2 protein-coding genes and 1 pseudogene are annotated in these 3,405 nt (G+C 35.2%); 1 reads left to right on the plus strand and 2 read right to left on the minus strand.

What is annotated here, in order from left to right:
• Positions 1-494: 494 nt before the first annotated feature.
• Positions 495-818, minus strand: a complete 324-nt coding sequence (locus tag V7024_RS21345) for a DUF6506 family protein (RefSeq protein ID WP_335523640.1) — start codon at positions 816-818, stop codon at positions 495-497.
• 536 nt (positions 819-1,354) lie between these two features.
• Here V7024_RS21345 and V7024_RS21350 point away from each other — a divergent pair.
• Positions 1,355-2,112 (plus strand): annotated as a pseudogene (locus tag V7024_RS21350) (GNAT family N-acetyltransferase).
• 103 nt (positions 2,113-2,215) lie between these two features.
• Here V7024_RS21350 and V7024_RS21355 read toward each other — a convergent pair.
• Positions 2,216-3,181: an alpha/beta hydrolase gene (locus V7024_RS21355; RefSeq protein WP_335523644.1), complete on the minus strand. Its 966-nt coding sequence runs from the start codon at positions 3,179-3,181 to the stop codon at positions 2,216-2,218.
• Between the last annotated feature and the right edge of the window lie 224 nt (positions 3,182-3,405).

The raw sequence follows: 3,405 nt of genomic DNA on the forward strand, positions 1-3,405 counted from the left end.
AGAACTTATCTGCCGCTCAATTGCGACTTCCTTATGTTAACATCTCAGTCATTCAATGTCAACTAAGTTTTTTATTTCGCTTTCTGCTTGTTTGCATCAGCGACTTTTACTATATTACACACTTATTATTATAAAAGCAATACTTTTTTTGATAAAATTCAATTTTCCTTCTGGGGTCCCGCCAACCAAATGACATAAAACCCACGTTAAGACATTTTTTTGGAAGTTTAAACCTTGATTTCCGTACGCTAAGGGTTTTCTATTCTATAAAAAGACAATAAATAAACTGGATTATTTCGTAACAAAAAGGGTATATAAGAGTTTTGATACAAAATAAATTACTTTGCCCCTAATTGCAGCTACACTGGTATCGGGACTACCAATGGCTCCAAAAGAAACAGATCGTTGCCATACCCCATGTACCCCTAATAAAACAAATTGCCCTTAAAATGATAAAAAAGAGCGTCTTTCAGCTCTTTTTTATCATTTATTACTTATTTAGTTGAATTATCGGGTGCAAGCAAATCTAGCATTGGTTTGCGAGCTTCTGGTCCATATGCAACACTTCCTATAGGAACAGCATGATCTATAGCCTCGCTTACTTTAGCAATCCATATAGGTCCAAATCCTCCGCACAGTTCAATCATTTGAACTCCATCTTTGACAAGTTGCTGTGCGATTTGTATTACACGTTCTTTTTCTTCAAAATCAATTCCGATAGCTGCAAATGTACAATCTTCATTTCCAGTGGTAATTGTATTTTTTTCTGGGCTGAATTTTGGAGATAAATATATATACGCCCATTTATGAAGTGCCATAAAATCATTCCTCCGATAAACTTTAATCATTTCTCTATAGAAATTGTAAGTAAGAAAATTACTAATAGCAAATAAATTGCTTAATCTTGGTAACGGATTAGAGCAGTACCCCTGTGACCATCCCTATTACGGTGCAAATAATCCTTAGCGTGGGTTTTATATTAGTGCGCTGGCTGCATCCCCTTCTTAAATTTTATAAAGTAAAACTTCCACTGATGGTTAGTTGAACCGATCGGACTTTTACGGGCAGTTATCCCCCATCTATCTTCTTCGCTCTTCTCACTCCTGAGGTGGTGGTCTTACTACCCACGAATAGCGGGATAAACCCTAAGTAAATTGGATAACACAATGAACATTTATCGAAATTATGATAAGAATGTTAGTAAAATGATTGTGGAAAGCTATCAGTTTTCAACGGAAGCAAGCTATGATAAACTCAATTTGTCAGAATTTACTAAACAATAAATATTTGTTATTCCCTTTAAGAACAGAATAGGTGAATAAGAATATCGAAAAGTTGTGGGGGGAGAAATATATTGGAACAAATTGAGCTGGTAGAGTTAGACAAAGAGAATATAAATAATGGGGTTGTTATTGTCTTCGCAGCAAGCCAACTTCAACAGGTTACATCAATAAAAACAAATGGCTTATAGGAAGCTTCAACGAAGGGTTAAAGTATATAAAAATAATAGAGAATAACAAACCAGCAGGGTTCATTGAATATACACCTATTGAATATTCTTCGAGAGTTGTATATGGCGAAAATTATTTGGTTATCCATTGCTTATGGGTAACTGTTACAGGAAAAGGGTATGCCTCAAAATTGATTGATAAAAGTATTCAAGATGCTAAGGAACAAAATAAAGATGGCGTTATTGTCATTACAAATCCAAACACTTCTTGGACTCCTAGTAAGGACGTTTTTATAAAGAATAATTTTAGGGAAATAGATCATGCACCTTATGGATTTGAGTTACTTGTTTACAAATTTGGACATTCACCTGATCCCTATTTTCCAAAAGATTAGGATGAGCGACTTAAGCTTTTTAAAGAGTTAACAATCCTCCGTACCCAGCAGTGTCCATTTGTAGATGTATCAACCAATAATGTTGTTAAGGCAGCCAAGCAATTGGGTATTCACGCAGAAATTATCGACATAAAAAATAGAGAAGAATTGTTGAAACTTTCACCTACTCCTTACGGTATCTATGGAGTCATCTACAAGAATAAATTAGTTTCATTTCATAGACTTACAGTTCACTCTGCGATAAAACGGTTAAAAGAACTATTCTAATTCAACTACAGTGGATAAGAGAACTCAATACCCTTATTTTACATGACTAAATAAAAAACGAAGAATCTCTCGCTACTAAGAGCGAAAGATTCTTTGTCTAAATTTACAGAGATGAAGGAATATACTTCTCAACAAATCCCCATACAGTATGCCAATATTTCTCCGAGTCTATTTGTTCCGCTTCACCATGCCCCGCACCTGGCACAATTAACTTCTCTTTTTCTACATTTGCCGCATTGTACACTTCATCTAACATTTTAAAAGGGACAAATGCATCCGCATCTCCATGAATAAACAACATTGGTGTTTTACTTTTTGCAACTTGCTTAACAGCTGACGCCTCATTCAGATCATATCCAGCTCGTAATTTAGTTATTGTATTACCCGCATTCAGCACTGGGAATTTTGGTAAATGAAATAGATCTTTTAGCTGATACGTAAATTCATCCATAACAGATGAGTAACCACAATCCTCTACAATGACTTTCACATTAGGTGGTAGTTCTTCTCCTGAAGTCATCATGACAGTTGCGCCCCCCATAGAAATACCAAACAAAGCAATTTCGGCTTGCGGATCTTTCTTCAGAATTTCCTGAATCCATAACAGAATATCTTTTCGATCATGCCAACCCATACCAATATAATCACCTTCACTATTTCCATGACCACGAAGATCAGGTGCTACTACACTATAACCTTTTTCATAGAAGTGACGAATGTATTTTGTCATCCCTGATGCTCTGCCATTATATCCATGAACCACAATTGACCATTTATGATTGGTTTCTTGATTACGATATTCATAGCCTGTTAATTGCAGATTATCAAAAGAACGTATCGATAATGTATTTGGTGGATGTCGTAATACGAATTCAGCATTTTTCACTTTATTCGTTGCTAATACTTCCCCTGATACATTTACACTTTTCCGCAAATGAGGGTTTCCCTTTAAAAAATCCTTTTTTTGTTTTGCATTTAATGCGTAGTTGTAAAAATAATTCCCGACTAGTCCATAAATAATAACTAGAAGAAGGAAAACTACTGCAATAATAATACTTATTTTCTTCATTCTATACTACCTTTCTATCAAATGTATATTTCTTGAAGCCTACACATTAGTATAACAGAACTGAAAAGAGTTAAAAAAAGGAAAGTTACTGTTTCGGTTCTCAGTTTGAAGAAGGCCTCCTGAAGAATTCAACTGGAAATTATCAATAGGTGGATAAACACAAAAAAGACGAGTCATGCTGACTCGTCTCAAATTGCCTGGCAATGTCCTACTCTCACAGGGAC

It is taken from the genome of Bacillus sp. JJ864, assembly GCF_036963045.1.
Lineage (GTDB): Bacteria > Bacillota > Bacilli > Bacillales > Bacillaceae_G > Bacillus_A > Bacillus_A pseudomycoides_C.

What these genes read in the sequence shown, in the direction of transcription:
- V7024_RS21345 (WP_335523640.1), bottom strand. Translation starts at nt 818, where the DNA reads ATGGCACTTCATAAATGGGCGTATATATATTTATCTCCAAAATTCAGC.
- V7024_RS21355 (WP_335523644.1), bottom strand. Translation starts at nt 3,181, where the DNA reads ATGAAGAAAATAAGTATTATTATTGCAGTAGTTTTCCTTCTTCTAGTT.